The organism is Ancylobacter pratisalsi (assembly GCF_010669125.1).
Lineage (GTDB): Bacteria > Pseudomonadota > Alphaproteobacteria > Rhizobiales > Xanthobacteraceae > Ancylobacter > Ancylobacter pratisalsi.
This window is the reverse complement of record NZ_CP048630.1, coordinates 3,334,011-3,357,687: the sequence shown is the minus strand read 5'-3', so window position 1 is coordinate 3,357,687 and position 23,677 is coordinate 3,334,011. Positions and strand designations below refer to the sequence as shown.

Genomic DNA, 23,677 nt, shown 5'->3' with positions numbered 1-23,677 from the left:
CATGTTCCGGTCCGCCCTAGCCAGCCTCGCCCTTGTTGCCCTGTCGCTCGGACCGGTACAGGCGTCGATCGCCGAGTCGTGGTACGTCGCCTCGGATGCGGATTCCGTGCACCTCGTCCTCGGCGTGCCCGACACGGACGAGGCATCGCTGGACATCTCCTGCCAACCCGGCAGCGGTGAGGTGACTGTTCGCTCGTTCATTGGCTCGAATGGCCTCCTTTCCGGAGAGGATGCGGAGATAAGGCTCGAGGGTCTGCGCACGCGGGCCTCGTTTCCCGGCAAGGCACTCGCGAATGACGAGAGCGGCGGTATTGACGTCGAGGGACATGGCCCGCTTGCGGCTCTAGAAGGGATCGTCAAGTCGGCGCGCCCGTTCTCGCTGATCGTGAAAGGCGCGCGCCACATCATCAGTCCGGCAGGCATGGCGGACCCGTACATGACCTTCGCCGAAGTCTGCGCGAAACCATAGCAACGGACGTAAGCCCTAGGCGGGCGGCGCCTTGTGGATCGGGTCGATCCAGTAAACCTCCTCAGGCCGCTCAACGGGCTCGACATTGGAGATGTTTACCACCACCGCCTCATTATCGGAGCGAACCAGCACGCATTCGAGCGGCTGATTGGGATCGGCATTGATTTCCTGATGCGGCACATAGGGCGGCACGAAGATGAAGTCGCCCGGCTCGGCCTCCGCCACGTATTCTAACTTCTCCCCCCAACGCATACGGGCGCGCCCGCGCACCACATAGATCACGCTCTCCAGCGCACCATGATGATGCACGCCCGTCTTGGCGTCCGGCTGTATCGTGACCGTACCGGCCCAGATTTTCTGGGCCCCGACGCGGGCATGGTTGATGGCCGCCTGCCTGTACATGCCCGGCGTCTGCGCCGTACTGTCGTCTAGGCAATCGCCCTTGATGACGCGGACCCCGTCGTGCTTCCAGCGCGGCGCGCCGTCCGCCTCAACAGGGGGAGTATTGTGGTGTGAATGGTCATGTCCCAAGCCTGCCTCCCATTTCAACTCGTCCGAAACTAGAACGCCGATCGCTGAGACGAAAGCTCAGTGCCTGGCCGCTGCGATTACCTCGACCTTGGCATGGGCCAGCCGACGGTACAGCCGGCGCTCCTGTACCAACGGCCACCATTCGAACAGGAAGATTTCCATCGGGCGCCAGTTGGCAACCCAGCCGAGTATGATCAACCCCTCCATGACGACTTCGGCCATCCGCGATTGAGGAAAAAGGCTGACAAGGGATTGGCCAACCAGCAGGCACAGCGCCAAGACGACAATGCCGATCAGCAGCATCTTGCGCCCGAGCGCGAAAAGCTGGGCCAGCTCCGTGGTACGGCGCGCCTCCTGCCGCTCGAAATGCCGGGTGATGATGCCACCAACGCCTCGGCCTAGCTCACTGTCGGCCGCCGGAGCCGGCATGTGAATGGCGATGGTGAGCGCTGTCTGCGGCGCGAACTCGCCGGCCCGCTCGCAGATGTACTCATCGACATCATCGTCGAGCCGCCTCTCCCGGAAGGGGAAGGGATCGAGCATATCCAGCAATTGTTGGGGGTCGTCCACCCTGAGGTCGATGTGCCCTTCAGCACGCATTGCATCACCACCCGATATCAACGTTCCGGCGCACTAAATGGCGCAACGAGCATCACACGTCGATAGGGCCGCACCCGTCCGGTTGTCCTTTGGCGAGGCGGCATGCGGTCAGGTGATACAGGCGCATCTCCGGGGGCCCACGCCCTGCCCCACCTAGAAAGCGCCGATCCCTCTGCGCATCAGAACCGTACTCGCCAAAAATCGCGCGAATCTAAATTGCAATCCAACACAATTTCCCGCCTGAAATACCCTATCCCGAAGCGGGAAATGGACATCAATATCTGAACTATTCACATAACAATTAATGACTTCTCTAATAATATTAGCCTCATTCCAGACCGACAAAAATTTAGATATAAATCGCTTTCCGTTCTGAGCTATTTCTCTGCATCTAATATTATTAGTCAGACACCAATCATACACATCTTCAATGTTCGAAAGGTCATTATCAATCGGAACATAATGCTCCCATGGCACAAGCTCTCCTTCACAGAACCACGTTTCGCAGGTCGGCGTTGGCATGATAACGGTAGAATTCGAGGCCATCATCCATTTCAAGGCTGTCGCAACGTCATTCCCCTCCAAACAGAGAAGAAATTTTGATGCCATCTGCTGGGCTAATGACAGCCCCTGCGGATCATGATGCGCCTTGATCAATTCAATTGGAATGTCAGGAACGCACTCATCCAATTGAACTATCTTATTGTATTTAATATCAATATTTGCATTTTTATGATTCTGTAACGCCACATAATAGCGCGCGGAATAATCGACAGATAAACCTGCCCTATTAAAAACCCCTGTCGTTGCCCCCCGCCAAACAAGTCTGTCATCCTTCTGATCAAACGGACGATCAAACTTCGACAGGTGCAACAATTCGCCCCAGTGACGATTTCTATCAAGCGGCAGCAATACGCCCTGCGAATTTCTGTCTGCCACAAGTCGCGATTTCACAATCGTCGGATTCAAAAACCGCGATCGATTGTCAGCCGCGCAAACGGAAAAACTTGACGTGGGGGCTACGAAGGAAAAAAGCGCCTGAGCCTGCCTCACATACGCACTGTAGACGGCCCCAAGTCCTTTTGGAAAACGATCGACATTTCGACGTTCAATACTGGAACGCGTCTCGCATGAACCACATATCACCGTATCTCGTGGTACATCTCTAGCGCTTTGACCATGGTCAGCACCATGAAGACCCGCGACATACAGCTCAATACGCCGTCGATCAAAATCCGTGAAGTCCATGGAACCGCTTACTTGCTCGCAAGACGCCTGACATTGGGTTCCGCATAAAGTTTCGAGGCGTATTTAACCGGACTGCTCTGATTAAACAGCCCGGTTTCCGTCTCGTTCGGTACTGGCGTCCTAGCCCGCAGCGATGCTGTCGGTTGCCGGGGCACCACGGCCGCTGGAGCTGCCAGTCGCCAACGCGCCCGACAGCGCGCGCGCGATCAGCGCCCGCGTCTCGGGAATGCCGTAAGCGGCGACAAAGGTGCCGAAACGCGGCCCTTCCTTCTCGCCCAGCAGGGTGCGGTAGAGCATTTCGAACCAGGCCCGAGAAACGCCCGGCCCGCCGGTAGGCGATTTCGTCTTGAGGTTTTGATATTCGGGATGCTTGCGCGCGACATCGAGGATCACGTTCTGGATCTCGGCGTCGTCGGCAGGGCCGAGAGCGGCCAGTGCCGCGTCGAGCTCGCCCAGCACCTTTGCCTCGAACGGCGTGGGCAGGTCGAAATGGCGATAGGGTTTCACCCTGTCGATGAAGTAGCGCACCGCATAGCCCGCCAGCTTGTCGATGGTCGGACTGGTCTGCGCCGTCGTGCCGGGGGCATAGCGCTCAATGATGCGCCACAACACTGCCTTGTCCTCAGCATTGGAGACGGAGGCAAGCTTGAGCAGCAGGCCGAAGGTCAGCGGCAGCTCTTCGACCGGCGGGTGGCCGGAATGGATGTGCCACACCGGATTGCCCAGCCGGTTCTTCCAGTCCTGCGAGGGGTAACGGGCGAGGAAGCTATAATATTCGTCCACCGCCTTCGGAATGACATCGAAGTGCAGCTTCTTCGCCGAGCGCGGCGACTGGAACATGTAAAGCGCAAGACTCTCCGGGCTCGCATAGGTCAGCCACTCGTCAATGGTGAGGCCGTTGCCCTTGGACTTCGATATCTTCTGGCCGTTCTCATCGAGAAACAGCTCATAGACAAAATGTTCAGGCGCTGTACCGTCGAGGATCTCGCAGATCCGGTCATAAATCGGCGCGTTGGTTTGGTGATCCTTGCCGAACATCTCAAAGTCGACATCAAGGGCAGCCCATCGGGCACCGAAGTCCGGCTTCCACTGCAGCTTCACATGGCCACCGGTGACAGGAACGGTCTTGTCCACACCGTCCTCGTCAGTGAACGTGATCGTGCCTTCGGCGGAGTTCACGCCCTTCAGCGGCACGTAGAGCACGCGACCCGAAGTCGGCGAGATGGGCAGGAAGGGACTGTAGGTCGCCTGACGCTCTTCACCGAGTGTCGGCAACATCACCTCCATGATGGCCTCGTACTTCTCCGCGGCCTTCAGAAGGACCGAGTCCAGCTTGCCGGATTTGTAATAGTCGGTCGCACTGGCGAACTCGTAATCAAAGCCAAATGTATCGAGAAACCGTCGGAGCATGGCATTGTTGTGCCCGCCAAAGCTCTCATAGGGCCCGCCGAACGGATTGGGCACAGCGGTGAGCGGCATCTGCAGGTAGGGCTTCATCGCCACCGGATCCGGCACGTTCTCCGGAATCTTGCGCATGCCGTCCATGTCGTCGGAAAAGCAAAGCAGACGCGTGGGGATGGTGTCGTCGGTCAGAACGCGAAAGGCATGGCGCACCATCGTGGTGCGTGCCACTTCACCGAAGGTACCGATATGAGGCAGGCCCGAGGGACCGTAGCCGGTCTCGAACAGGATCTCGGCCTTGGGTTTCCGCTTCAGGCGCTCAATGATCTTGCGCGCTTCCTCGAACGGCCAGGCGCTGGCATTCTCCGCCGCACTGCGCAGTTCGGCTGCAACATCTTCGACCTGAGCGGTCGCCGTCATGATCTGCCCTCCGGGCGTAGTTCGAAAAATCAAGCGCGGAACGGCCAACGAGGCCATTCGGGCGGACACGTCTAGGAAGTCCGCCTTCGCACGTCAATAAACGCTTATCGGGAACCAGCGCAGATAGAGGTCGGTATAGACGCCCTCCTCCCAGAGCTGGGCGAACGCATAATTCAGCGACTGCCGAAGTGTCTCGTTGCCGCGCTTGACCGCGATACCCATCCCCTCGCCGAAATAGAGACTCTCCGTGAAAGGGCCCCCGACAAAGGCGCAGCATCCCTCGGAATTGGTGCCGTTGAGCCAGAGAGCAAGCTGCACCCCGTCCCCAAACACCAGATCGACATCGCCCTTGCGCAAGGCCTCGCGCATCGCATCGGCGTCGGGAAAGGAGCGGATCGCCGTTTCGGCGAAAAAGTCGCGCAGAAACGCCTCATGCGCCGTGCCCCCGACAACGCCCACGGTCTTCGATGCGATCGAAACCGGCGTGATCGAAGTCAGGCTGTCACCACGTCGGCTGACAAATCGCGCCGGTGAACGGAAGTAGCGGTCGGTGAAGTCCACCTGCTCCCGGCTCGCGGGCGTAATGGCAATACCCGCGATGGCCGCATCGGCCTTGCCATCGTCAAGTGCCGCCACCAATTCGTCGAACGGCATGATCTCCAGCGTGCAGGTGATCGCCAACTCGCTGCAGATGGCGCGGGCGATGTCGACATTGAAGCCGGCCGGTCGCCCGTCCTCACCCCGAAAGCTGAAGGGCGGATAGTCTTCCGTTGTCACGAAGCGAATCTGGGTCGGTAGCCGCGTGATGTCGGGCCGATCGGGACGGCGTTTCGGGTCCCAGAAACCCGGAACGGCAACCGACGGCACCGGCGAAGGGCTCATCTCTGTCGGCGTGTTGCCCGCCTGAGCGAACGCCGCACCGCGTGCGAACGTGCACTCGAAAGCGAGCATTGCCACGACACAAAGTCCGGAAATCAAACTTTTTCCAAAATACCCGGCCAAATCCGATCTCGCTCCGGCCAACGCCTCTTGCTGCGTCGCAACGGTCTTGTACCGTGTCGAGGCGGCTGAGGCGAGGGGCTGGAGCATGAGACCGCGCGAGAGCCTTAAGCCGCCAGATGCAGGTTTCGACCCCTCCTCCGCGCCGGTTGAGATCGCGGGCGTGGCTGCTGCGCTCGCACCTGGCGACCTGGCTCATGCCGTGCGCCGCGCCTCCCGGCTGAACATCGGAGCGGACGAGGTTTTGCTGGCCTCTAGCCTCTTTTCAGCCGATCAACTCGCCGACGCCACCGCACGCCAATTGGGAATTGCCTTCGCACCGCTCGACGAACGTCCGGCCAGCCGCGCGACGAGGCCGACGGGCGTGGATATTGTTGGGCTGCTGCGCAGCGGCATCATGACGGACAGTGGCGGTCGTTTCATCGTCGCCGCACGCGGACTAAAGCTACGCGAACTTGCAGCCAAGCTCGCTTCCCGCCCGGAATTGCGGTCGCGGGCCACGCTGACGACACCTGAACGGCTCGCCACCTTTGTCCGGCGCCATTTCGCAAAGGAACTTGGCCAGCACGCGGCGTTTCATCTCTTGCGCATCCGCCCTTCCCTCTCAGCCAGCACGCTGGGCGCGTCGCGCTTCGTCATGGCGGCGATAGGCATGATGCTCGCCGCTCTACCCCTCCTGATGCAGATCGGGCCTGCTCTGGTGATGCTGCCACTTGCCGCAGTCATCGCGGCCGTGTTGCTCGGCTGGTGCGGCCTGCGGCTAGCGGCCTGCACCATGCCGCCGGAGATCGAACCGGCGCCGCATCAGGCGGATCGACTGCTGCCCAGTTACAGCCTGATCGTTCCTCTGTACCGCGAGGCGCGCGTCGTTCCTCAGCTGATCGAGGCACTCGACAGCCTCGATTACCCACGGGAAAAACTGCAAATCCTGCTCGTGATCGAGCCCGACGATGCCGAGACAACGGCGATGCTGATGCGCCACCTTCCTCGTCCGGGTTTCGAGATCGTCGTCGCTCCCAATCTCGGCCCGAGGACCAAACCGAAAGCGCTGAACGCCGCGCTGCCTTTCGCGCGCGGCACGGTGATCGGCATATTCGATGCTGAGGACGTGCCCGATCAGCTGCAATTGCGCCGCGTCTGCGCAGTTCTTATGGCGCGCGGCGGCCATGCGATCGGGTGCGTCCAGGCGCGGCTCGCCATCGACAACATCGCGGACAGTTGGCTCACGCGCCAGTTCGCCGCCGAGTATGCCAGCCATTTCGACGTCGTGCTGCCCATGCTGGGCCTTTGCGGGCTTCCCATACCGCTCGGCGGCACCTCAAATCACTTCCGCCGCGACACGCTTGAGCGGCTCGGCGGTTGGGACCCGTTCAACGTCACCGAAGACGCGGACCTCGGCGTAAGGCTCGCACGGGCCGGATGGAGGACGGCCGTGATCAATTCGTCGACCGATGAGGAAGCGCCCCGCAGCATTCGTCCCTGGCTGCGCCAGCGGACCCGCTGGTACAAAGGCTGGATGCAAACCCTGCTGGTCCACGGTCGTCAACCGCGTCAGCTGGCGCGTGAGGCCGGGTGGGCTGGCGCCCTTGCATTGCTGTTCCTGCTGGGGGGCGGCGTTACCGCCGCCCTTATGCATCCGTTCTTCATGGCGGCTCTCATGATCGACTGGTGGTTCGGCAACCAGCCCGCGGACGGGCCCGCCGCGGCAATGCTCGAAGGCGTCGGCGTTGCCGTGTTGGCACTTGGCTACACAAGCACCCTTCTGAGCACCGTCATTGGCATGCGGCGACGCGGTCTCACGGGCATTGGCCGCGTCGTCCCGCTTATCCCTGTCTACTGGGTCATGATGTCGATCGCCGCCTGGCGGGCACTCCTCCAGCTCATCATCGCTCCCCAGCGCTGGGAAAAGACGGACCACGGACTGGCGCGCACCTCTCGCCGGCGCCTCCGTCTCGGCGGTGGATCACGCCCTAGAGGTAGCGACGCAGCTCGGCAGCCGCCTCATCAGGCGAACGCTTCAGATTGAATGGAGCGATGAATTCGCCATCCTTTCCCATCAGGTAAACGATCGCTGTGTGATCCATCGTGTAGTCGCCGTCCTGAGTCGGCACCTTCTTCGCATAGGCACGATAGGCCTTGATCACAGCGGCGACCTGTTCGGACGTGCCGGACAGCCCCTGGATGCTCGGATGGAAGCTGCCGAGATAGGACTTCATCACCTCAGGCGTGTCCCGCTCCGGGTCGACCGTAATGAAAAGACCGGTCACCTTGCGTGCATCGGGCCCAAGCGCATCAAAAAGCTGCGACATCTCGAACAGCGTTGTGGGGCAAATGTCCGGGCAATGCGTGAATCCGAAGAACACCAGCACCGGCTCGCCGAGGAAAGTCTCCTGACTGACCGGCTGGCTGTCCTGGTCCACAAGTTCAAATGGACCTCCTATCGTCGTCTGCGTCGAGACACTTGTTTCGCCACCCGGCAGAAGGGCGAGGGCACCGGTGACGATCACGGCGGCACCGATAACGAAGGCAACGAGGAGAACCAGAACGCGTCGATGCGACATGTAACAGCCTGCAAATGGCGGACGGCGGAGGCGCCCGGGGAGTGTGCCGATCGGCACTGGCGGGTGATTCCGCGCTCTTAGAAGCAGTAGGCGAAGCCTGCGGATACCAAGTCAAAGAAAACGGCGGCACCGTGACGCGCCCACAGACCGATTGCCGCAACGAGCAACGCCAATCCGAGCGCTGCCAGCGTCCAGAGTAACGGTCTGCTCATCGGCCGACCTAACTTTTCGGCCTTCGCTCTCTCAGCCGTTTCCACCAATTTCATGTAAACCCTTGTTAAACAAAATCAAAAGGCACAGCGCGTTCGGCTTGCCCCTCAGGCAAAATAGTACTGAAATGCGTACTGATCGAGGCTCGGTTATTTTCGTGTATACAAGAAACTTGGAAATTGCTTCCAAGGCTACGCACATCCACAGCGAGGGGGCGGGCGGGCCCTTACCAAATGATTGAATCTCAACGTCCCAAGAAGCTGTCCCCTGTCGGGTCCCCATCAAATGGCAGGTCCCGGTCAGGCGTGGAACAACATCTGATGTCGGCACTTGAATCAATCGATGATGGCTTCGCCCTGTTCGACGCTGAGGATCGCATGGTCCTTCACAATCGCCGCTTCCTCGAGTTTTTTCCGTTCCTTGAGCCGCTCGGGGACCTTCATGGACTGACATTCTACGCGCTCGCCTCCGTTCCAAGCGGTGAATGGAACTGGGTGGATAGACCGGAGGAGTATGTCGCCGAGAGGGTTCGCCGCCACCTGGCGGCCACCGGCGAGCCATTCAACATTCCCCTTGAGGGAGGTGGATGGGTACAGGCGCGCGAGCACCGCACGGCGGAGGGCTGGATCGTTTCTACCTGGACAGACATTAGCGTCTTCAAGTCGGACGAAAAAAAGCTTCTGGACGCAATAGACAGCTTGGGCGAGGGCTTCGTCCTGTTGGATTCCGATGAGCGTATTCTGCTGACGAACAGCTGTATCCGGGAAATGTTCGCGGCGAGTGACGTCCAGCTCAAGGAGGGTCGCCGACTGCAGGAGATCCTGGAAGAAGCCGTGAAGGACGGCTTCTTCGCTGGCAATATCGAGGACGGCTTCGTTCCCAAACTGATCGCGCAGCTCCATAAAACGCCAGCCGAGCGAGTGGAGATTCCTCTTCGAGATGGAGGATGGATGCTGGCGTGCCATAGCCGTATGGAGAATGGTTGCACGGTCGGCGTGTGGACCGAACTCACCGCACAGAAGAAGCGCGAGGCGGAGCTGATCGCGATGCGTGAGCAGCTTCGCCAGCAAAGCGATGCCCTCGCCGAGTTCGCGGGGTTAATAGCGCGCCAGGCACGCCACGATTTGCTGACTGGCCTGCCAAACCGCTTTGCACTTGAGGAACGACTTGGCCAGCTTCTGCGCGACCGCACCCCAGGCAATATCTGGATAGCGTTTATCGATCTCGACCACTTCAAAGGCATCAATGACGCTGTCGGCTATGCGGCTGCGGATGAGCTGCTGCGGGACGTGGGGCAGTTTCTGCGCACGCTTGTGCGCGGTGACGACATGGTTGCCCGGCTCGGCGGCGACGAATTCGCCATTCTGCTGACGGGCCTCGAACACGAAGAAGTGCTTCGTATCGCGCGGCGGCTCAACAGTTCGGCCCATGGCCGAACCTTCATGGCTGGGGGACGCAGCTTCTCCATAGGGCTCAGCATCGGCCTCGCGCGCAACACCGCCGCCCTCGCCACCGAATCCAGCCTGCTCGCCGCGGCGGACACGGCCTGTTACGTCGCCAAGGAGGCAGGACGCGATCGCGTTCAGCTTTATGATCTCGGCGACCCTAAGGTGAACAACACCCAGCAGCAGCTCAGCTGGGCCGAGCGCATCCAGCTTGGGCTCGAGCTGGATAGGTTCACCCTGCACCTTCAAGCCATCGTCGACGATCGCCGGAAGGTGCTCGGCTATGAGGCCCTGATCCGTCTGGTCGACGAAGAGGGTGTCCGATGCAGCCCCGGCCAGTTCCTTCCAGCCGCGCGCAGGCTGGGCCTCATGGGTCGTATCGACTCCTGGGTGTGCCGCCATTCGATCGACCTCGCCATGCGTTTGGTCAATCGCGGCACGCGCCAGTACATCTCCATGAATGTCGGGGCACATTCCCTCGCTGATACGGCCTTTCAACGCAATTTCATGGATCTTCTGGACATGCATCCGGGCGTTGAAGACGCCCTCCGGATGGAAATTACAGAGACCGAGGAAATCGACGATATTGGGCAGATCAGCTCATATCTCAGCGACCTGAGATCGCGCGGCATGCACATCTACCTGGACGATTTCGGCAATGGCTATAATTCGTTCGAAGCTCTGAAGCGCCTGCCTGTTGATGGCATCAAGATCGACTGGACTGTCACGCGCGACCTGCTTCAGGACCCTATCGACGAGGCCTTGATGAAAGCCGCGATCTCTATCGCCAATTCGCTCAAGCTCGAATTGGTCGCCGAGGGAGTGGAACTCGATGTGCAGTTGTCCAAGCTCCTTGAGCTGGGCGTGCATCAGTACCAGGGGTTTTTCTTCCACCGTCCGGCAGAGGCTGAAGCCGTTCTCAGCTAAGAACCGTCGACACCCTCATCGGGATCGGCCTAGCCGTTTCTAAGCAGTACCGCCCGGCCCAGATCTAGGGTCAGCGTGATCGTCGAACCCACCGGCGTCGTTGTGATGATGTCGGCGCCCGTAACGCGCGTCTCGAGCAAACCAATGCCCTCGACCGCAACCCGCGTGATGGTGTGAGAGCCCTGATACACATGGGCTGTCACCACGCCGGTGACCCTGTTCGCTCCCTCCGTGCCTTCAGCAGGCACCACGTGTTCGGGACGCAGGAAGGCCCGAACGTCGGTGCCATGGCCGAACTGCAACTCCGGACGCAGCGCGGCGGTCAATCGGCCGATGCCAGGAAGAGCCAGCGCCATCTGCTCGCCATCGATTTCATAGCGTCCGGCCGGCAACGCGTTGATCTCGCCGATGAAGGAGGCGACGAACCCATTGGCGGGCGTCCGATACAGCTCGATTGGCGCGGCGACCTGGTGAACTTCTCCCCGGTTCATCACCACGATGCGATCGGAAAGACTCAGTGCCTCCCCCTGATCATGGGTCACGAAGATCGTCGTGAGACCGGTCTTGCGGTGCAGATCAGACAGTTCGAACTGCATCTGCGCACGCAGATTCTTGTCGAGAGCCGACAGCGGTTCGTCGAGCAGCAGAACCTTCGGACGAATTACAATGGCGCGGGCGAGCGCCACACGCTGCTGCTGCCCGCCGGAAAGCTGACGCACCCGCCGGTCTTCCATACCACCAAGCTTCATCATCTCGATGACGCGCCGGACCTCGGCCTCGACCTCGGCCTTGGGCAACTTGCGCATGCGCAGCCCGAACGCGACGTTGTCGAAAACGTTCATATGCGGAAACAGCGCGTAGGACTGGAAGACCATGCCGATGTCGCGACGGAACGGCTCGATGTTGGTGACATCGGCGCCATCGACGATAATCTTGCCTGCCGTAGGCGTCACAAATCCGGCGATCATGCCGAGAAGAGTCGACTTGCCGCATCCCGACGGGCCCAGCAGCGTGACGAACTCGCCCCGACCAACGGTGAGCGAAACATCCGCCACACCGACCGCGCCGCCATAATCCTTCCGGACGCGCACAATTTCGACGGCGGAATCGGCCGGCTTGACTGGGTTCATGGATTCATCTCCGGCACGGCTTCAGTAGGTGTCGATCGCCAGCACGCGGCGCAGGCCAAAGGCGCGGTCGGCGATGAACATGATCAGGGTGGTTGCGATGATCAACATCGCCGAAATCGCGGAAACGGTCGGATCGGCATATTCGCGAATGTAGTTGTACATCGCGACCGGCAGGGTCTGCGTCCGGCTTCCGGTGACATACAGTGAGGCGGTGAACTCCGTGAAGGACAACACCGCGGCGATCAGCCAGCCACCTGCCATGCCGGGCAGCACCAGAGGAAGCTCGATCCGCATCAGCACCTGCAAGGGCGACGCGCCCAGATTTGCTGCCGCGCGGGAAAGATCGGCATCTACATTGGCGAGGCTGACATAGACTGCGCGGGTCACGAAGGGCATCACCAGCACCATGTGGGCCAGCACAACCATGACGTAACCCTGCTGCAGCTGGAATGCGCCGCCCAGAAGAAGGAAGCCGAAGCCTAGCGTGAAGTGAGGGATAATCAGCGGCGACCACAATACCGCTTCCAGAACCCGCCGACCGGAAAAGTCATAGCGGTTGACCAGCCAGGCAAAGGCCGAGCCGACAATGAGCGCCAGCGTCGAGGCGCATGTGGTGACGATGAGACCATTTTTGAATGCGACCTGGAAATCGCGATAGGTCACGGCCTTCTCATACCACTGAAACGAGACGCCCTGGGGCGGGAAGGCAAGGATCTCGGTTGGATTGACCGAAGTCATGAGGACCACGATCGTCGGCAACGTCATATAAATGAGGATCGCCGTAACCAGGCTCCAGAAGGCAAAGCTACGCATAGGTGCCTCCCTCAGCTAATGGCCAGGCGCTTTTCGATGCGCCCGGTTGCCGATTTCATGAGGGCGAGGCTGCCAAGCGCCGCCACAAGCGCGATCAGGCTCAGCGTCGCCGCGAACGGCAGGTTGAGAATGGAAAAGCCCTGCAGGTAGGCGAGGTTCGAGATCATCAGCACCTTGCCACCACCGATCAGTTGCGGCGTCGAGAACGCGCTCATGGTCCAGGCGAACACCACCACGAGTCCGGAAAGGATACCGGGCATGGTCAACGGAAGCGTGATCCGCCAGAACACCGCCGTCGGGCTGGCACCGAGATTGGCCGCCGCCTTCTCGCAGTCCCGGTCGACATGGCTGATCGCGGTGGCGAGGAGGATGATCATCACCGGCATCGAGAACTGCACCAGCGCCACCACCACGCCGAGCCGCGTGTACATGAACTGGATCGGCATATCGATGATCGACAGCTTGCGCAGGATCGAATTGATGAAGCCGTCCGAGCCGAGCGTGAGCATCCAGGAAAAGGTGCGCACGATCTCGCCGGTGAACAGCGGCGTGATCGAGAGCGACACCAGGACTGACCGAACCCAGTCGCGCTCGGCGCGCACCAGCGCGTAGGCGACCGGATAGCTCAGCAGCAGCGAGAACACCGCCGTCAGCAGACTGATGTAAAAAGTGTCGACCAACACCAGCCAATAAATAGGCCGATTGATCCGCGTGAAATTGTCGAGCGTGAAGCCCCCCACATCGAGCGAGCCGGGAATGAACTCCCGCACGCTGTACTGAAGCACCTCGAAGATGGCGGCGGCCAGGATCACGGCCGTCACAACAGCAGGGGCGAGAAAGGTGATGAAGAAGGGGCGGCGTTGGGTCATGTCACGTATCCAGCCGGCCTGATGGACACGCCACCGGCCGGCTGGATCTCCTGTGAAGGCGTGTGGTCAGTGCATCATGTTCTCAGTGAACCACACCTTCCACTGCGGAAGCAGAGTGGCGTAGGTCTTGTCTTCGAGAACGATGGCTTCCTTCTCGATCTGCTCCTGGCTGGTGAAGATGCCGGGCAGCTTTGCCACTTCCGGATCCAGCTTGGCTTCCGGGCTCATCGGCGAGCACTTATGGAAGTTGCACAGCTTGGCAAGCATCTCGGGCTCGAGCGCAATGTTGAGGAACTGCTCGGCCCATTCCTTGTGCTTGGAGTTCTTGTTGATACCCCACACGTCGACGCCCACGACAGCGCCTTCCTTGGGAACCTCGATCTTCACCGGCATGCCGAGCTTTTCGAGATGATAGCCGTTGATGTTCAGCAGCACCTGGACGGGCGTCTCGCCGGTGCGCATGAGATTCTGGCTGGTCGCGTCGGACTGGTAGAACGCCTTGATGGAGGGCTTCAGCTCAAGCAGCTTCGGCTTGACCTTGTCCCACTCCTCCGGCTTCACGCCCGCCAGCTTGGTGGCGGCGATGATGATGTGGCTGGGGTCAAAGTCTGGCAGGCCGAGCTTGCCCTTCACTTCGGGACCCCACAGCACTTCCCAGGAGTCGATCTTGAAGTCCTTGGGCATCTGATCGGTGCGGAAGGCGGGAGCATAGACGTACACATAGTCGGAGACCGTGTAGTCGGAGCGCTTGGCCATCGGATAGAGCTTTGCCGCGTTCGGCACCTTCGACCAGTCGATCTTCTCCATCAGCCCGTCGGAATAATAGAGATAGCCGACATGGCCCGTGGTGTTGACGAGATCGGACTCGGGGTTGTCCCGCGCGACCTTCGCCTTGGCCAGACGGTCGAGCGTGCCACCGGTGATGTATTCAACTTCAACGCCGGTACGCTTCGTAAATTCCTTGCCGACAATGGCGACGCCTTCTTTCCAATTGCCGCCCCAGGTGCTGATGACCAGCTTCTCCTGAGCCGATGCGGCGGTGGCCATCACGGCCAAGGCCCCGAGGGCAATGCACACCTTCTTCATCGTTCCACCTCTTTGATTGGGGCGACGTCGCCGCCCAGTCTGTTAGTAATCGTTCCCGCTCAATAGCCGTGGGCAGGATCGACTTCATGCAAGGGCGGCAGCCCCTGCCGCACGCGACGGATACTCTCCGCCACATCGCGTGCTGCCAGTTTCGGCACGGTGATGCTGGCCATGTGCGGGGTGATCAGCACATTCTCGAACGACCAAAGCGCATGATCGGGCGGCAGCGGCTCGATCTCGAAGGCATCGAGCGTGGCCTCGCCGATATGCCCGGAGCGCAGAGCCTCGATCATCGCGGCTTCGTCGACGATCGCGCCACGGGACGCGTTGATGAACTTGACACCCCTCGGCATGAGCCCGAACTCGCGGGCGCCGAGCAGGCCGCGGGACTGCACCGTCAAGGGCAGGAGACTTACGATGATCTCATTGTCGGCGAGCACACGCTCCAACCCGTCCTCGCCGGTCACGGACGTGACACCCTCAATGTTCTTGACTGAGCGAGACCAGCCGGTGACGGAAAAGCCCATCGACGCGAGGGTTCGCGCCGCCGGACCACCGAGTTCGCCCAGCCCCAGCACGGCCACGTGGATGTCGGACAACGGACGCGGATGGACATACTCCCATTCGCCGCGCCGCGTGGCGCGCTCGAAGATGTGCATGTCACGCGCATATCGAGTGACCGCGAAGACGACATAGCTCGTCATCATCGCCACCATGCCGGGATCGGAGAGGCGCGAAAATTTGACTGGCACGAGATCATCGCGCCGCACCAGCGCATCGACACCCGCCCCGAGATTGGTCACCAGCTTCAGGTTGGGGAACCGCGAAAAAAAACCCTTCGGCGGCATCCAGGCCAGCGCGTAGCCGATCTCGTCCGGATTGCCCACATCGGGATCGACGCGAAAATCGATCCCCGGCAGTTCCGCCGTCAGCGCCTCGCGCCAGGCGACGGCATCGTCAACAGGACTGTAGAAAACCAGAGCATCGGCTGTCATGACGGGACCTTGCTGGCAAACACAGACACACGCACGCAGTGACGGGGGCCACCCATCCTACCTTGCCTGCGTGGTTGAGCCTTACAAAGCCCCATACGCTCAGCTTCCCGACGACACCGATTTTCCTGTCAGGAAATGTTGACGCATATGGATGGATAGAAAAATACTTTTAACCACTACTCAAGATAGAAAGTTCCGATCCATCATCCGCGTGATCCGGTCGGCGTCAGGAAGGCGACGATGGCGTCTCCAGCGGGCTCGCAACTTGCCCGCAGCGTCGCCTCTTCGCTGGACACCAGAGTATCTCCCGGACGGACCACCACCGACCCCAGCGCATGTCCGACCTGCCAGGTGCCGCTCACGGCATGCAGCACCACGAGCCCCTCATCGGGTGCGGCAAGCAGAGGCTCGGTGGTGCCGGACGCAGGCATTACCTGAGCGTTCCAGCGGCCCCTGCGAGTCATGATGTTGAAGACACGCACCGGTCCATCAGGAAGAAGCGATTGCGGCTGCTGCACGCTGTCGAAATAGAAGGGTTCGAGCCGCTTCAACTGGCGGGTTTCGGCACCAAAGGACAGACCGAGGCGCTCGCCCGTGAGAAGAGTGATGTGCCGGTCCACCCCCGGGAAAGAGGAAAAAGCGCCTTCGCTGACAATCGGCGCAATGCTGAGCCGAATGTCAAAGTTCTCATGCGTCGCGCCCTCGGGCATCAGGAGCACATCCTGCGTGACGCCACCGCCGTTCTTCCACGGGGTGACCTTGTAGTCTGATGTCGTGAGAACTTTTATCCAACCCATACACTCTATGCAGCACCGGTCCACGCCGGTCACCGTCCCCTAAGCCAAAGAGAACGGAGACTAACGAGCGCCCATTGATGGCGGCAATCGAAGGCAGGACCACGCGGGCAACAGTTTACCGATCAAGTCGATAGGGCAGCTCTATGAAGAGAAACGGAAGATCCGCGGCGGCTTTCCCTCAGCGGATGGTGACGTGAGGTGACAGCGTGCCGGGCTCGAAGATTCCGCCCTGCGAGAACGACGCCTTGAGATGACGCGCGAACACTTCCACGGCCGGCCGCGGCGCCTGACGTCGCAGCTTGAGACTCACAAGGCGCACCGGCGGCAGCGGATCGGTGAGTGGCACCGCCGCGACCCGTCCACCATCGTGGGTGATCTGCGTCCGGGGCAGCACGTTCTGGATGGTGTAGCCGCGTCCATGGCCAACGAGACCGCGTGTCAATTCATAGGCCTTCGAGCGGAACGTGATCTGAGGCTCGATGCCGACGGTACGAAACAGGCTGAGGAAGTAATCCCGCGAATGCGGCAGGTCGAGCAGGATAAACGGCTCGTCGCGCAGATCCGCAAGGCTGATGCGATCGCGCTGGGCCAGGGGATGATCAGGATGCAGCACGGCATAGGGCAGCAATTCGGCGAGCGGCTCTGCCACGACATCGTCCGGCCGGGCGAATTCATAGGAGAGTGCTAGCTCCGTCCGCCCTGAAACGATGCCCTCCAGGATCTGCTGCTGATCGCCTTCATCCAGGCTGACCGTGATGCCGGGGTGACTCTCGGCAAACGTCGACAGCAGGCTGGGCATGAAGTGGGTGGCAATGGTCCAGAAGCAACCCACGGCAATTTCGCCGCGCACCTCGTCGGACATCGCCCGGGCGTTCTTTCCGAAATCGCGGGCATGGTTCAGGAGCAGGCGCGCCTCGTTGACGATGCGCGTCCCGGCAATCGTGGTCGTCACGCCCTTTGCATGATGTCGCACAAACACCTGCACGCCACATTCGGCCTCGAACTGGGCGATCGCCGCCGAGATCGAAGGCTGAGACACGTTCAGATGCCTCGCCGCCTCAGTAAGATTGCCGAAATCAGCGGTAGCCACGACATAGCGCAGCGCACGGAGAGAAACGTTCATCGGATTTTTCGATCTCAAAACCATATCGAAAATATTTTACCGATCCATTCGCTCAGCGCAATATTTCCTCGCAGGAAAAAGGAAGCAGCAATGATCCGTACGGGCGAACAGTATCGCGAGGGGCTTCAGGACGGCCGCGAGGTCTGGATTGACGGCGAGCGGGTGAAAGATGTCACCAAGCACGCGGCTTTCAAGCCGATCGTCGATGTCCGGGCCCGGATGTACGACATGGCGCATGAAGCGGCGTATCAGGATCGCCTGACCTACGTCGAGGACAACAAGCGCAACACCATTTTCTATAAGCCGCCCCGCGAGACCAAGGACTGGACCGACAAGGTCGAGGCGGTCGACGCAGTGATGAAGGACATCGGCGGCGTTGTAACCCGCGTCGGTGACGAGACGATCGGAGAAGTCTGGTCTCTCATCGACGGACGTGACGTTCTGGCGGAGTTTGACCCCCGCTTCGCCGACAATGTCGACAGGCACGTCCAGAACATCTTCGAAAACGACATCTTCCACATTTCGGCGAACACCGATCCCAAGGGCGACCGTTCCCTTCCGCCCCAGGATCAGGATCCCGACATGATGGTCCATGTCGTCAAGGAGACCGACGCGGGCATCATCATCCGCGGCGCCAAGTACGAGACCGCCGCAGCCTATGCCGACCAGGCCTTCCTCAAGCCCACGGTCGGCGCCTGGACCAACGAAACGCTTTCCGATTACGCGGTGGGCGGCATCGTCGATATGGGCGCGCCGGGCGTGAAGCAGATCTGCCGCTCCTCCTTCGCCGGCCGCACCAGCCCGGAAGACTACCCGCTGGCGAACAAGTTCGACGAGGTCGAATCTCTGGTGATCTTCGACAACGTGCTGATCCCCTGGGAAAACGTGTTCTTCTACCGGCATACCAAGGCGGCCCAGTACATTCGCGCCACACTGCACCGCTATTCGGCGTTTCCCTATGTGCATCGCCTGCTCTACGTCGCCGACATGATGATCGGCGCGGCGATGTGGAACGCCAAACAGACCGGTCTCGACAAGCTGCAGGCGGTGCGCGAGAAGCTCGCGGACCTCGTGTGCTACCGAGAGGGCATCAACGCCCATCTGACCGCCTCGATCGCGCTCGCGGAGAAGAGCCCCGGTGGTCTTCTCATGCCCAACCAGTCGCTGCTCTATGCCGGCCGCGTCCACGCCTGTGCAAACCTGCCGGCGATGATGCATATCGCGCGTGAACTGTGCGGCGGCCAGATCTGCGTCACCCCGAATGCCTCCTCGTTCCACAATGCCGGCTCGGGCGACTGGCTGAAGAAGTTCTACACGCTGAACAAGCAGTGGGAGGCGGAAGATCGCCGCAAGCTACTGGCGTTCGCCCGCGACCTGCTCAACTCGGACTATGCCGGCCACCGGCTGACATTCGTGCAGTTTGCCCAAGCCCCGCATTTCAACCATCTGAACGCGGTCTACAACTCCTTCGACTTCTCCGGTCCGCTGGACTTCGTGCGCCAGGCAGCCGGTCTTTCCGACCAGGTGATGGGAAAAGGCAAATGAACACGATCGATCCGGCTCATTTCCGCCAGGCCATGGGCCGTACCGCATCCGGGGTCACGGTTGTGACCAGCGATGGCGAGCATGGTCGTGTCGGGGTGACCGTATCGAGCCTGTGTTCGCTCTCGATGGAACCTCCCTCGGTGCTGTTCTGCTTGCACCGGGGGAGCCGCAGCCTCCCGGTGCTGCTCGGCAATGGAGTCTTCGCCGCCAATATTCTGGCACAGGGTCAGCAGCGCGTGGCCGACAGCTTCGCCGGACTTATCCCCGAGTTGCGCGACGATCGCTTTGCCGCCGGGACATGGGACCATTTGCACACGGGAGCGCCGCTGCTACAGGGAGCGCTGTGCCGCTTCGATTGTCGAATCGCGAGCGTCTTCGAGTTCGGCACGCACAGCATTATCGCGGGTGAAGTGATGGCGCTGGAAACCCACGGCATAGATCCGCTGGTCTATTCCGATCGCAGCTATCGCCGACTGCACGCGGCCTGAGGTCTATGCGAGCGGAAAGCATGAAAGACAATATGCGGCCTGTCGAAGACGGCGGTGGGGTGCTGACGTCTTCCCATACGCTCGATATCCTCTCCGATCTCATCGCCTTTGACTCCGTAAGCTCCCGCTCGAATCTGCCGATAATCGGCTACATCGCGGACTATCTGTCGCGCCATGACGTCGAGAGCCGGCTCATTCCCAATGCGGGAGGCGACAAAGCCTCGCTTCTTGCCACCATTGGCCCGAGCCACAGGCCGGGGCTTGCCCTTTCAGCCCATACCGATGTCGTTCCCGTCGAGGGACAGAACTGGTCGAGCGCCCCTTTCACCGCGACCATACGCGAGGGGAAACTCTTCGGGCGCGGCTCCTCGGACATGAAGGGCTTCCTCGCCGTGGTGCTCGCAGCGGTGCCGGCCTTTGTGCGCTGCGCCACCGGGCGTCCGGTCCACCTCTGCTTTTCTTATGATGAGGAACTCGGCTGCGCCGGGGCGCCGGACCTCGTCGCGGCGACGGCGGCGCTTCGCGTGCCGCCCGCCTTGTGTCTTGTCGGCGAGCCGACCTCCCTCAAGGTCGGCCGCGCGCACAAGGGCAAGTTCGCGAACCGGTTGGTCGTCACCGGCAAGGGCGGGCACTCAGCCCTGCCCCATCTCGCAGCCAATGCGGTGACAGCGGCGGCACGCCTCGCATGTGGGCTGGAGGCGATAGGCGCCGAGCTGACCAGCGCCACCAATGATGCGTTCGATCCCCCATTCACGACCGTTCATGTCGGCTCGCTTCATGGCGGCGGAGCCTTGAATTTCGTGCCGGACCTGGCCGTGCTTGAATATGAAGTGCGCACGATCCCCGGTGTGGACGTAGCTGCGATCAAGGCCAGGATCGCCGCGCTCGTCGACGAGGTGCGCGCGGACCTTAAGGCGCAGGCCTCAGTGGCCGATATCAGGGTTGAACCAATCAGCGACTATCCCGGTCTCGACACGCCGGCCGACCTTGTGGCTGCGGCGCGTCTCTCTCGGCTCCTCGGCTCAAATGAGGGACCGGTCACGCTCGCCTACGGTACCGAGGCCGGGCTCTATTTCGAAGCCGGCATCCCGACACTGGTGTGTGGCCCTGGCAATATCGACCGCGCCCACAAACCTGACGAATGGGTGGGACTGGACGAACTCGCCAGCGCGGATGCCCTGATGCTCAAGCTCGCCGAGGCCCTTGGCGACAACCCCACCGATCCACTCTTCTAGTCCCCAACGAGGCTTTCGACATGGTCGTGCACAAGCGTATTCGTCCCTTCAATACCAAGGAAACCTACCCTGAGCAGAAGCTGAACAATGACCTCAGCCAGGGTGTGGTCGCACGCGGGACCATGGTCTTCCTTCGCGGCCAGATCGCCCAGGATCTCGATACACGCGAAAGCCTGTATGCCGGCGATCCCGGCAAACAGACCGAAAAGGCCATGCAGAACATCAAGATGCTGCTCGAAGAGGCCGGCAGCGACATGAGCCACATCTGCCGCATCGTGGTCTACATCACCGACATCCGCTACCGCGAGGCCGTCTACCAGGAGATGGGCAAGTGGCTGAAGGGTGTGTTCCCCTGCTCCACCGGCCTTGTCGTGCCCGCCCTCGCCCGCCCGGAATGGGTGGTCGAAATCGAAGTAACAGCTGTCATCCCTGACGAAGCCTGAGCGGGAGACGCTGCGTGACCTTCTCCATTTCCGCCCGGTGTGAACGCACCGGCATGTTCGGCATCGCGGTCTCGTCGTCCTCACCGGCCGTCGCGGCACGCTGCGCCCATGCCCGCGCCGGCGTGGGGGTGGTGGCAACGCAGAACATCACCGACCCGACCCTCGGCCCCAAGGGGCTCGATCTCCTGGCAAAGTGCCTCACCTCGGAAGAAGTGATTGCCCGCTTCAAGGCCGAAGCCTCGCATTTCGACTACCGGCAGGTGGTGGTGCTGGACAAGACAGGCACCTCCACCGGCCACTCGGGCATAAAGACCCTCGGAACCCACACCATTGCTCAGGCTCCGAACGTCGCGGCGGCTGGTAACCTTTTGTCCTCCGACAAGGTGCCGCAGGCGATGGTCGACAGCTTCCTGTCGATGCCCGACGCCTCTCTCGGCGACCGGCTTGTAGCCGCGATGAAGGCAGCGGTAGCAGCGGGTGGTGAGGAAGGTCCCGTGCATTCGGTGGGAATGCTGCTCGTCGACAAGGTGGCCTGGCCGGTCGCTGACCTGCGGATCGACTGGTCGGAAGGCGACGTGATGGACGAGTTCGAGACCCTCTGGAAGCTCTGGGTTCCACAGATGGAAGCCTATGTGACGCGAGCGCTGGATCCGTCCACCGCACCGTCCTATGGCGTTCCCGGCGACGAGTGAGGCGCCATGTCCGCCACCCGCCCCTCGCTCAAGCTGACCCATGAAGGCGCGCTGACCATGCTCGCGGGCGCCCTCGCCAAGGCGAAGGAACTCGGCGTGCCGCAGAACATCAACATCGTGGACGAGGGCGGCAATCTTCTCGCCTTTGTGCGCATGGACGGTGCCAAGCTGCTGTCGCGCGAGACCTCGCTGTCCAAGGCGATCACCGCCGCCTCGCACCGCCAGCCCAGCGGCCGGCTCAATCCGGCGGACGCGGTGAACCTGCAGCTCGCCGCCGGCCAGCGCCTGACCAATCTCGTGGGCGGCCTGCCCATCCTCATCGAGGGTCAGTGCCTCGGCGGCATCGGCGTCGGCTCGGGCACCGGGGCGCAGGACATCGAAGTCGCGCGAGCCGGGCTGGCCGCCATCGGCGCCGAGGATCAAATGCCATGAAGCTGCTTCACGCACCCACCTCCCCCTTCGTACGGAAGGTTATGGTCGTTGCGATCGAGACCGGCCTTGCGGAGCGGATAGACATCGAGTTCAACGCGGCAAGTCCCCTCCAGCGGGACCCTGCCCTCGTTGAACAGAACCCGCTCGGGAAGATTCCCGCGCTGATCCTCGATGACGGCTCGACCATCTATGACAGCCCGGTGATCTGCGAGTATCTGGCTGCGAGCGTGGGTGACACCAGGATCTTCCCGACTGCCGGCCCTGCCCGATGGTCGGCGCTCACCCAGCAGGCGCTGGGAGACGGCTTGCTCGATGCAGCCATCGCCAATCGCTATGAGACGGTGATGCGTCCCGTGGAAAAGCGCTGGCAGGGCTGGACCGATGCCCAGCTTGCCAAAGTGAGCGGCGCGCTCGACCACATCGAGACGATCGTATCGACCTTCGACGCCAGCGTGACGATCGGATCGATCACGATCGGCTGTGCACTGGGCTATCTCGACTTCCGCTATGCCGATCTGAACTGGCGTACAGGTCGCCCCTCGGCCACAGCCTGGTTCGAAGCCTTCGACGAACTCCACTCAATGGTCGCCACGCGCCCGCGCGAACGCGTCGCCTGATCCCGCATTTCCGGAACCGAGAAGCATGAGCGCGCCCATCCGTATCGTCGTACTCAATGGCCCCAATACAAATCTCTATGGCCTCGATCCCAATGGCCCGTATGGGACGCTTACGATCGACGACATTTCCGAACGCTGTCGGGCATGCGCAGCGAATCTTGGCGCGACCCTGGAGTTCCGCCAGTCCAATCACGAAGGCGTTCTGGTTGATTGGCTCCAGGCCGCCCGAACAGAGGCAGACGGCATTATCATCAACGCCGGGAGCCTCTCCTACAGCTCGATCGCCATTCTCGATGCGCTGTCCGCTGCCGCCCTGCCGGCGATCCAGGTCCATGTGAGCAACGTCTTCAAGCGCGAGAACTTCCGGCATTATTCCCCGCTTTCAAGCGTAGTCACGGGTTGCATCATTGGCCTCGGCCCGGAAGGCTATGAAATGGCCGTCGCGGCACTGATCGCGCGCCTGAAGAGCAGCTGAGAGAGGCCGGAAAGCCGCGCAGTTCAGGTACCGGTCTCCCCCTCGCCGAATCATTCGGCCACTGACCAGCATTCCCATGCGAGGCCTCGATCACTCTCCCCCGTGCGCCACGGCAAGGCGGCGCAG

General features: G+C 61.3%; 24 protein-coding genes. 11 read left to right on the top strand and 13 right to left on the bottom strand.

All coding sequences use genetic code 11. From position 1 onward, the window contains the following. Position 1 precedes the first annotated feature (1 nt). A complete protein-coding gene (locus tag G3A50_RS15765; RefSeq protein WP_163076148.1) occupies positions 2-469 on the top strand; it encodes a hypothetical protein in 468 nt (155 codons plus the stop codon). A 15-nt stretch (positions 470-484) separates the two neighbouring features. Here G3A50_RS15765 and G3A50_RS15760 read toward each other — a convergent pair whose 3' ends face one another. The 5 genes from G3A50_RS15760 to G3A50_RS15740 all read right to left on the bottom strand — a co-directional run bounded on the left by G3A50_RS15760 (position 485) and on the right by G3A50_RS15740 (position 5,551). Next, on the bottom strand, positions 485-1,000 hold the full coding sequence (locus G3A50_RS15760) for a cupin domain-containing protein (RefSeq protein WP_210255151.1): 516 nt from the start codon (positions 998-1,000) through the stop codon (positions 485-487). Positions 1,001-1,057: 57 nt separating this feature from the next. Next, on the bottom strand, positions 1,058-1,600 hold the full coding sequence (locus tag G3A50_RS15755) for a hypothetical protein (protein WP_163076146.1): 543 nt from the start codon (positions 1,598-1,600) through the stop codon (positions 1,058-1,060). 153 nt (positions 1,601-1,753) lie between these two features. After that, positions 1,754-2,848: a glycosyl transferase family 90 gene (locus tag G3A50_RS15750; RefSeq protein ID WP_163076145.1), complete on the bottom strand. Its 1,095-nt coding sequence runs from the start codon at positions 2,846-2,848 to the stop codon at positions 1,754-1,756. 120 nt (positions 2,849-2,968) lie between these two features. Then, positions 2,969-4,669 (bottom strand): lysine--tRNA ligase, encoded by a 1,701-nt coding sequence (locus G3A50_RS15745; protein ID WP_163076144.1) that lies wholly within the window; start codon positions 4,667-4,669, stop codon positions 2,969-2,971. Between the two features lie 93 nt (positions 4,670-4,762). After that, positions 4,763-5,551, bottom strand: a complete 789-nt coding sequence (locus G3A50_RS15740; protein ID WP_163077713.1) for a transporter substrate-binding domain-containing protein — start codon at positions 5,549-5,551, stop codon at positions 4,763-4,765. A 319-nt stretch (positions 5,552-5,870) separates the two neighbouring features. On the opposite strand from G3A50_RS15740, the gene G3A50_RS15735 reads away from it, so the two are divergent. Then, a complete protein-coding gene (locus G3A50_RS15735) occupies positions 5,871-7,694 on the top strand; it encodes a glycosyltransferase (RefSeq protein WP_246251751.1) in 1,824 nt (607 codons plus the stop codon). On the opposite strand, the gene G3A50_RS15730 is transcribed toward G3A50_RS15735, so the two are convergent. After that, positions 7,639-8,229, bottom strand: a complete 591-nt coding sequence (locus G3A50_RS15730) for an SCO family protein (RefSeq protein ID WP_163077711.1) — start codon at positions 8,227-8,229, stop codon at positions 7,639-7,641. The two genes, G3A50_RS15735 and G3A50_RS15730, sit on opposite strands and share 56 nt — an antisense overlap. Before the next feature lie 530 nt (positions 8,230-8,759). Between G3A50_RS15730 and G3A50_RS15725 the strand changes: the two genes are divergently transcribed. Next, positions 8,760-10,811: a putative bifunctional diguanylate cyclase/phosphodiesterase gene (locus G3A50_RS15725; RefSeq protein ID WP_163076143.1), complete on the top strand. Its 2,052-nt coding sequence runs from the start codon at positions 8,760-8,762 to the stop codon at positions 10,809-10,811. A gap of 29 nt (positions 10,812-10,840) precedes the next feature. Here G3A50_RS15725 and G3A50_RS15720 read toward each other — a convergent pair whose 3' ends face one another. The 7 genes from G3A50_RS15720 to G3A50_RS15690 all read right to left on the bottom strand — a co-directional run bounded on the left by G3A50_RS15720 (position 10,841) and on the right by G3A50_RS15690 (position 17,624). Then, positions 10,841-11,941: an ABC transporter ATP-binding protein gene (locus G3A50_RS15720; protein ID WP_163076142.1), complete on the bottom strand. Its 1,101-nt coding sequence runs from the start codon at positions 11,939-11,941 to the stop codon at positions 10,841-10,843. 21 nt (positions 11,942-11,962) lie between these two features. Beyond that, entirely contained in the window at positions 11,963-12,754 is a 792-nt protein-coding gene (locus G3A50_RS15715; RefSeq protein WP_246251748.1) for an ABC transporter permease, read from the bottom strand. Between the two features lie 11 nt (positions 12,755-12,765). Further along, on the bottom strand, positions 12,766-13,623 hold the full coding sequence (locus G3A50_RS15710) for an ABC transporter permease (protein ID WP_163076141.1): 858 nt from the start codon (positions 13,621-13,623) through the stop codon (positions 12,766-12,768). Positions 13,624-13,689: 66 nt separating this feature from the next. Next, positions 13,690-14,709, bottom strand: a complete 1,020-nt coding sequence (locus tag G3A50_RS15705; RefSeq protein WP_163076140.1) for an ABC transporter substrate-binding protein — start codon at positions 14,707-14,709, stop codon at positions 13,690-13,692. A 59-nt stretch (positions 14,710-14,768) separates the two neighbouring features. Beyond that, the gene (locus G3A50_RS15700) at positions 14,769-15,704 is read right to left on the bottom strand and encodes a 2-hydroxyacid dehydrogenase (protein ID WP_163076139.1); all 936 of its coding nucleotides are present in this window, start codon (positions 15,702-15,704) and stop codon (positions 14,769-14,771) included. Positions 15,705-15,907: 203 nt separating this feature from the next. Beyond that, positions 15,908-16,501 carry a HutD/Ves family protein gene (locus G3A50_RS15695; RefSeq protein ID WP_163076138.1) on the bottom strand — a complete coding sequence of 198 codons (594 nt, stop codon included), beginning with the start codon at positions 16,499-16,501 and terminating at the stop codon, positions 15,908-15,910. 178 nt (positions 16,502-16,679) lie between these two features. Beyond that, the gene (locus G3A50_RS15690; RefSeq protein WP_163076137.1) at positions 16,680-17,624 is read right to left on the bottom strand and encodes a LysR family transcriptional regulator; all 945 of its coding nucleotides are present in this window, start codon (positions 17,622-17,624) and stop codon (positions 16,680-16,682) included. A 90-nt stretch (positions 17,625-17,714) separates the two neighbouring features. Between G3A50_RS15690 and G3A50_RS15685 the strand changes: the two genes are divergently transcribed. Genes G3A50_RS15685 through G3A50_RS15650 form a run of 8 tightly spaced genes read left to right on the top strand, consistent with a single transcriptional unit; the run spans position 17,715 to position 23,551 of the window. Then, entirely contained in the window at positions 17,715-19,169 is a 1,455-nt protein-coding gene (locus G3A50_RS15685; RefSeq protein ID WP_163076136.1) for a 4-hydroxyphenylacetate 3-hydroxylase family protein, read from the top strand. After that, the gene (locus tag G3A50_RS15680) at positions 19,166-19,657 is read left to right on the top strand and encodes a flavin reductase family protein (RefSeq protein ID WP_163076135.1); all 492 of its coding nucleotides are present in this window, start codon (positions 19,166-19,168) and stop codon (positions 19,655-19,657) included. The genes G3A50_RS15685 and G3A50_RS15680 overlap by 4 nt, the downstream gene beginning before the upstream one ends. Positions 19,658-19,677: 20 nt before the next feature. After that, a complete protein-coding gene (gene argE, locus G3A50_RS15675) occupies positions 19,678-20,892 on the top strand; it encodes an acetylornithine deacetylase (protein WP_210255150.1) in 1,215 nt (404 codons plus the stop codon). Positions 20,893-20,912: 20 nt separating this feature from the next. Then, positions 20,913-21,335 carry a RidA family protein gene (locus G3A50_RS15670; protein ID WP_163076133.1) on the top strand — a complete coding sequence of 141 codons (423 nt, stop codon included), beginning with the start codon at positions 20,913-20,915 and terminating at the stop codon, positions 21,333-21,335. Between the two features lie 14 nt (positions 21,336-21,349). Further along, the gene (locus tag G3A50_RS15665; protein WP_163076132.1) at positions 21,350-22,027 is read left to right on the top strand and encodes a DUF1028 domain-containing protein; all 678 of its coding nucleotides are present in this window, start codon (positions 21,350-21,352) and stop codon (positions 22,025-22,027) included. 6 nt (positions 22,028-22,033) lie between these two features. Next, positions 22,034-22,459 carry a GlcG/HbpS family heme-binding protein gene (locus tag G3A50_RS15660; RefSeq protein ID WP_163076131.1) on the top strand — a complete coding sequence of 142 codons (426 nt, stop codon included), beginning with the start codon at positions 22,034-22,036 and terminating at the stop codon, positions 22,457-22,459. Continuing rightward, positions 22,456-23,076: a glutathione S-transferase gene (locus G3A50_RS15655; RefSeq protein WP_163076130.1), complete on the top strand. Its 621-nt coding sequence runs from the start codon at positions 22,456-22,458 to the stop codon at positions 23,074-23,076. Before G3A50_RS15660 ends, G3A50_RS15655 begins: the two co-directional genes overlap by 4 nt. Before the next feature lie 25 nt (positions 23,077-23,101). Beyond that, on the top strand, positions 23,102-23,551 hold the full coding sequence (locus G3A50_RS15650) for a type II 3-dehydroquinate dehydratase (protein ID WP_163076129.1): 450 nt from the start codon (positions 23,102-23,104) through the stop codon (positions 23,549-23,551). The last annotated feature ends 126 nt before the right edge of the window (positions 23,552-23,677 follow it).

Bases quoted from the DNA above. Each gene is read 5' to 3' on its own strand.
- G3A50_RS15765 (WP_163076148.1), top strand. From the start codon at position 2: ATGTTCCGGTCCGCCCTAGCCAGCCTCGCCCTTGTTGCCCTGTCGCTC.
- G3A50_RS15755 (WP_163076146.1), bottom strand. From the start codon at position 1,600: ATGCGTGCTGAAGGGCACATCGACCTCAGGGTGGACGACCCCCAACAA.
- G3A50_RS15750 (WP_163076145.1), bottom strand. From the start codon at position 2,848: ATGGACTTCACGGATTTTGATCGACGGCGTATTGAGCTGTATGTCGCG.
- G3A50_RS15745 (WP_163076144.1), bottom strand. From the start codon at position 4,669: ATGACGGCGACCGCTCAGGTCGAAGATGTTGCAGCCGAACTGCGCAGT.
- G3A50_RS15740 (WP_163077713.1), bottom strand. From the start codon at position 5,551: ATGAGCCCTTCGCCGGTGCCGTCGGTTGCCGTTCCGGGTTTCTGGGAC.
- G3A50_RS15730 (WP_163077711.1), bottom strand. From the start codon at position 8,229: ATGTCGCATCGACGCGTTCTGGTTCTCCTCGTTGCCTTCGTTATCGGT.
- G3A50_RS15725 (WP_163076143.1), top strand. From the start codon at position 8,760: ATGTCGGCACTTGAATCAATCGATGATGGCTTCGCCCTGTTCGACGCT.
- G3A50_RS15720 (WP_163076142.1), bottom strand. From the start codon at position 11,941: ATGAACCCAGTCAAGCCGGCCGATTCCGCCGTCGAAATTGTGCGCGTC.
- G3A50_RS15715 (WP_246251748.1), bottom strand. From the start codon at position 12,754: ATGCGTAGCTTTGCCTTCTGGAGCCTGGTTACGGCGATCCTCATTTAT.
- G3A50_RS15710 (WP_163076141.1), bottom strand. From the start codon at position 13,623: ATGACCCAACGCCGCCCCTTCTTCATCACCTTTCTCGCCCCTGCTGTT.
- G3A50_RS15705 (WP_163076140.1), bottom strand. From the start codon at position 14,709: ATGAAGAAGGTGTGCATTGCCCTCGGGGCCTTGGCCGTGATGGCCACC.
- G3A50_RS15700 (WP_163076139.1), bottom strand. From the start codon at position 15,704: ATGACAGCCGATGCTCTGGTTTTCTACAGTCCTGTTGACGATGCCGTC.
- G3A50_RS15695 (WP_163076138.1), bottom strand. From the start codon at position 16,501: ATGGGTTGGATAAAAGTTCTCACGACATCAGACTACAAGGTCACCCCG.
- G3A50_RS15690 (WP_163076137.1), bottom strand. From the start codon at position 17,624: ATGAACGTTTCTCTCCGTGCGCTGCGCTATGTCGTGGCTACCGCTGAT.
- G3A50_RS15685 (WP_163076136.1), top strand. From the start codon at position 17,715: ATGATCCGTACGGGCGAACAGTATCGCGAGGGGCTTCAGGACGGCCGC.
- G3A50_RS15680 (WP_163076135.1), top strand. From the start codon at position 19,166: ATGAACACGATCGATCCGGCTCATTTCCGCCAGGCCATGGGCCGTACC.
- argE (WP_210255150.1), top strand. From the start codon at position 19,678: ATGAAAGACAATATGCGGCCTGTCGAAGACGGCGGTGGGGTGCTGACG.
- G3A50_RS15670 (WP_163076133.1), top strand. From the start codon at position 20,913: ATGGTCGTGCACAAGCGTATTCGTCCCTTCAATACCAAGGAAACCTAC.
- G3A50_RS15660 (WP_163076131.1), top strand. From the start codon at position 22,034: ATGTCCGCCACCCGCCCCTCGCTCAAGCTGACCCATGAAGGCGCGCTG.
- G3A50_RS15655 (WP_163076130.1), top strand. From the start codon at position 22,456: ATGAAGCTGCTTCACGCACCCACCTCCCCCTTCGTACGGAAGGTTATG.
- G3A50_RS15650 (WP_163076129.1), top strand. From the start codon at position 23,102: ATGAGCGCGCCCATCCGTATCGTCGTACTCAATGGCCCCAATACAAAT.